Raw genomic sequence first — 4,727 nt, 5'->3', positions numbered from 1 at the left:
GCCCCCGCCCCCGTTCCCGTCAGCGCGGACGTCGCCTTCGCCAAGGGCGGCCGCATGCTCCTGGTCGAGGACGACGCCAGCGTGGCGGCCGTGGCTCTGGATCTTCTGGAGAGTTTCGGTCTCGAAGTGGTGCTGGCCGAAAGCGGTCCCGACGCGCTCAAGGCGCTACAGTCGGCGCGCTTCGACATCATGCTGACCGACATCGTCATGCCGGGCGGCATGAGCGGCGTCGATCTGGCCCGGCAGGCGGCCCGAGACTGGCCGGACATGCGCATCGCCCTGACCTCGGGCTATGTCGGCGACGACGTGGACCAGGTGCTGGCCGACACCCCCTGGCCCTTCCTGCGCAAACCCTATTCGACGGAACAGTTGCGCAGCATCATCGACGGCCGCGCCAGCCTTCCTGCTGAATAGGTCCGTCCGCCCAATAGGGCGGCCAAAGAAAAACGCGCCGCAGAAACCCGCGACGCGTCGATCCTTCAGTGCAGGGCCTTGAGCGACCTAGCGACGCGCCTTGCGGGCGGCGTAGCGGGCGTCGCGCTTGGCCTTCTGCTCTTCCTTGGTCAGTTGCTTGCGCGCCTTGCGGTCGGCGCGCTTCTCGGCCTCGAGAGCTTCCTGGGCTTCGAGATCGGCGGCCATGCGGGCGGCGTCCTTCTCGGCCTTTTCACGGCGCTGCTCGGCCTTGGCCAGCTCGTGCTGCTGGCGCAGGGCCTCCTTTTCGGCGGCGCGCTTTTCAGCCAGGCGTTCGAATTCAGGGTCGGGGGCGGCGGCCTTCGGCTTGAATTTGGCGAGCAGGGCCTTTTTGGCCTCCTGCTGGGCGGTAATGCGGTCGGAAAATCCGGTCTTCAGATCTTTCATGCGAAAGCGTCAGGGTTCCTTGTGAACAGCCAGGGGCGGCTATCGGGGATCAGGCGGCGACGAAAAAACGCACGGCCAGAAGCGGGCCGCACAAAGCCGATACGCGCGCCAAAAGCAAGGTTCACCGCAGCGAAATCGGACGGACGCACGATTTGACGCGCATATGCCGCGCATCGCCCGTCCAGTGATGCAGATAGGTCGCGCCCCTGCCGAAACAAGGGCGCGACGCGTTCTAGTTGGGTTTCTGGGCCTGGCCGACGACGGCCCCGGCGGCGCCGCCGACAGCCGCGCCGACCGGTCCGCCGACGACAGCCCCGGCCACCGCGCCGCTCGCCGCCTTCTGTTCGATCGTGGTTCCGCAGGCGGCCAGGGCCAGGGTCGCGGCGGCGACAGCCGCCATCACAAGGGGTCTCGACATGGGGCTTCTCTCCAAAGGTCACGCTTCAACGCGACCGCAACGCACAGGTTCCCTCCCTGGCGTCAAGTCGCGAATACGGCCCATGATCGCAAAATGAACAGAACCCGGCAGGCGCTTTAGCTGATATCGCAGGCTGTCACATTTGCGAATGAAGACCTACTGCAATACAATACAGTATTCGTCGTCACGACTGTCACATTCCGGCCCGGATTGTCATTCCCCCCGTGCGATACAGTGAAAATACCTAATCGTTTCGACGCCTTAACCGCAGGCTTGCGAATCAGCCACATTCAGGTCACAAACTTCGCTATATAGGCCCGTCCTCGACGCCGGGCAGCATGAGCCGTGCGTTGACCGCAGTTGGAACGCGACCGTCAGAGTCGCCCAGCAGGCGAGACTACCCCGGGGGCAGCGTTTCTCGCCCTGCTGAACAGGACTAACTCGTTGTCGCATTCCTCTCAGACGCGCGCCGCGTCGCGCGCCGATCGTGTGGCGAAGATCAAGCCCATGACGGCTGCAGCGGCCTTTGGCGGTCTGGTGGGACTGGCGATCGGCGGCGCCTATCTGGGCGGAACCCTGGCGCAGGCGAATACGCTGCGCGCCCAGGCCGAACGGATTCACGGCGCCACCGCCGCCGGCTTCACCGAAGAAGCGCTCTCGGCCGCCGCCGGGGGCCTGGACGCCAGCGCGCTCTCGATCGCACGCCGACACGATCCCTATACCAGCGCGGGCGCCGCCCAGCGCGACCGCCAGGCGGAACTCCTGGCCGCCCGCCTCGACCAGTTGAACGACAACCGCGATCCGAACCTGCGTCGCGCCAATCTGACCACGCCGGTCGGCGCCCGGCCGTTCCGCATGGCCAACGCCCTGGACGCCAGCCGCGATCTCGATTGCCTGACCCAGGTCGTCTATTACGAAGCCCGCGGCGAAGGCCGCGACGGCATGAAGGCCGTGGCCCAGGTGGTCCTGAACCGCGTCCGCCACCCCGCCTTCCCCAAGACCATCTGCGGCGTCGTCTATCAGGGCGCCGCGCGCCGCACCGGCTGCCAGTTCTCGTTCACCTGCAACGGCGCGATGCGCGGTCGCGTCAACTCGGGGGCCTGGAACCGCGCCAAGAGCATCGCCTCGGGCGCCCTGTCGGGATCGGTCTATTCGGCCGTCGGCAACGCCACCCATTTCCACACCACCGGCGTCTCGCCGGTCTGGCGCAACTCGCTGATCCGGGTGAATCAGGTCGGCAGCCACCTCTTCTATCGCTTCGGCGGACGTTCGGGCGCCAGCGGGGCCTTCACCTACGCGGCGCGTCCCTCGACCGCGGGCGACCAGCCCCGTCTGATCCAGGCCGGGCTCGATCCGGTCGAGGCCGCCCGCCAGGCCGGACAGGCCGTGGCCTATTCCCTGGTCCTGGCCCAGGAAGGCCTGTCCGCGCCGGAACCGGCAGCCCCCGCCGCTCAGCCGCGCCCGCAAGCCCAGCCGCAACCGGAAGCCGCCTCGCGCGCCCAGCCGTCGCCCCAGCCGGCCGCCCAGACCGCCGCCGCCCGCACGAGCCGCCCTGCGGTCACGTCGGCCAAGACCGCCGCAAAGGTCGAGGCCACGGACGTCTCCAACCCGGTCTGATCCATGGACGGGAGCGGCTTCGAGAGACCGCTCCCGCTCTAAAGGCTCAAAGCGCGTCCAGACCGATGTCCAGCACGGGCGCGGAATGGGTCAGGGCGCCGACCGAGATCACGTCCACCCCGGTCTCGGCGATGCCCCGCACGGTCGTCAGATCGACCCCGCCCGAGGCTTCCAGCGTCAGCCGCCCCGCGACCCGCGCCACGGCGGTCCTCAGGTCGTCCAGGCTGAAGTTGTCCAGCATGACCACGTCCGGCGCCGCCCCCTCGGCGATCAGGCCCAGCACCGCCTCCAGCTGATCCAGTCCGTCGACCTCGACCTCGACCTTCATCAGATGGGGCGCAAAGGCCCTGGCCCGGCGGACCGCCTCGGCCACCCCGCCGCACACGGCCACATGGTTGTCCTTGATCAGGATGGCGTCATCCAGGCCGAAGCGATGGTTGATCCCCCCGCCGCACGCCACCGCATGTTTCTCCAGCGCCCGCAGGCCCGGCGTGGTCTTGCGCGTATCCGCGATCCGCGCCTTGGTCCCGGCGACCGCCCGAACATAGGCCCGCGTCAGGGTCGCCACGCCCGACAACCGCCCGACCAGGTTCAGCGCCGTCCGCTCGGCCGACAGAAAGGCCCGCGCCTCGGCCTCGACCACCGCCAGCACCGCCCCGGCCTCGAAGGCGTCGCCGTCCTCGAGCCGCAGATCGACCGACGCCTGCGGATCCATGGCCAGCACCGCCAGCCGCACACAGTCGATACCCGCCAGGACGCCGGGCTTGCGCGCCACGAATCCTGCCTTCATCCGGGCGTCTGCGGGAATACAGGCCATGGCCGTCACATCGCCCGCCCGTCCCAGATCCTCGGCCAGGGCCATCCGCACGACCGGCTCGATCAGCACATCCGGCAAGGACCGGCTCACGCGGCGGGCTCCAGCACGGCCGGACGCATCGCCGGGCGCACATTCCGCACCCGCGTATGGTCCGCCACAGCCGCCGTCTGCGGATAATCCGAGCGATAGTGCCCGCCCCGGCTCTCACGCCGATCCAGCGCCGCCTGCACGACCAGACGCGCCGCCTCCAGAACGGCGCCCCGGCCATGCTGCGCCTCCAGCCGGCCGATCAGGGCGATCAGGCCCGACAGGCCCGCTTCATTCCGCACCACCCCCGCATGAGCCGTCATCGCGGTTCTCAGCTCGGCCATGGCCGCCTCGGGCAGGTCCGGCGTGACCTCGACCGGCGATGGCCGTCCGCCGCCGGTCTCCAGCGCCGCCGCCTGTCCCGCACGCCGCCCGAAGGTCGCCGCCTCCAGCAGGGAGTTGGACGCCAGCCGGTTCGCCCCATGCACGCCCGTCGCGGCGCATTCCCCGACCGCATACAGGCCCGCGACCGTGGTGCGCCCGTCCGCATCGGCGGCGATCCCGCCCATGTGATAGTGACAGGCGGCCATCACCGGGATCGGACTGATGCGCGGGTCCAGGCCGCTGCGCATACAGGCGGCGAACACGGCCGGAAACTCGTGCGGGAAGGCCTCGCCGATGGCCGCGCGCGCATCCAGATAGGCGCCCCGCCCGTCCATCCGCGCGGCATGAACCGCCCGCGCCACCACGTCGCGCGCCTTCAGGTCCGCGTCCGGCGCCTCGCCCAGCAGGAACCGGCCCTCACCGTCGATCAGCCGCGCACCCTCGCCGCGCAAGGCTTCAGTCGCAAGCGGCGCGGGATCCAGCCCCACGTCGATGGCCGTGGGGTGAAACTGCACGAACTCGGGATCCAGAATTTCCGCCCCCGCCCGCGCAGCCAGCGCCAGGCCTTCGCCCTTCAGGGCCGCCGGCGTCGTGGTGGCCGCGAAC

Annotated in this window: 6 protein-coding genes; 2 read left to right on the top strand and 4 right to left on the bottom strand. The window is 69.5% G+C overall.

Annotation, left to right across the window (positions count from 1 at the left end):
* On the top strand, positions 1-414 hold a 414-nt coding region (locus ER13_RS16290; protein ID WP_035310969.1), incomplete at its 5' end, for a response regulator.
* 87 nt (positions 415-501) lie between these two features.
* Here the strand turns inward: ER13_RS16290 and ER13_RS16285 are convergent.
* Both ER13_RS16285 and ER13_RS18540 read right to left on the bottom strand, forming a co-directional pair.
* Complete coding sequence (locus ER13_RS16285; protein WP_008263506.1) at positions 502-858, bottom strand: DUF6481 family protein; 357 nt, start codon at positions 856-858, stop codon at positions 502-504.
* 232 nt (positions 859-1,090) lie between these two features.
* Positions 1,091-1,276: a hypothetical protein gene (locus tag ER13_RS18540; RefSeq protein ID WP_035310966.1), complete on the bottom strand. Its 186-nt coding sequence runs from the start codon at positions 1,274-1,276 to the stop codon at positions 1,091-1,093.
* 444 nt (positions 1,277-1,720) lie between these two features.
* On the opposite strand from ER13_RS18540, the gene ER13_RS16275 reads away from it, so the two are divergent.
* Complete coding sequence (locus ER13_RS16275) at positions 1,721-2,893, top strand: cell wall hydrolase (protein ID WP_155988186.1); 1,173 nt, start codon at positions 1,721-1,723, stop codon at positions 2,891-2,893.
* Positions 2,894-2,939: 46 nt separating this feature from the next.
* On the opposite strand, the gene nadC is transcribed toward ER13_RS16275, so the two are convergent.
* Both nadC and ER13_RS16265 read right to left on the bottom strand, forming a co-directional pair.
* Positions 2,940-3,800, bottom strand: coding sequence for a carboxylating nicotinate-nucleotide diphosphorylase (gene nadC / locus ER13_RS16270; protein ID WP_035310962.1), 861 nt, complete (start codon positions 3,798-3,800; stop codon positions 2,940-2,942).
* A partial coding sequence (locus tag ER13_RS16265; RefSeq protein ID WP_035310960.1) for an FAD-binding protein occupies positions 3,797-4,727 on the bottom strand: 931 nt, incomplete at its 5' end. The genes ER13_RS16265 and nadC, both read right to left, overlap by 4 nt.

The sequence above is a fragment of the Brevundimonas sp. EAKA genome (assembly GCF_000698025.1).
GTDB lineage: Bacteria > Pseudomonadota > Alphaproteobacteria > Caulobacterales > Caulobacteraceae > Brevundimonas > Brevundimonas mediterranea_A.
Note: the sequence above shows the minus strand (reverse complement) of the source record. Positions and strands in the feature narration are given on the sequence as shown.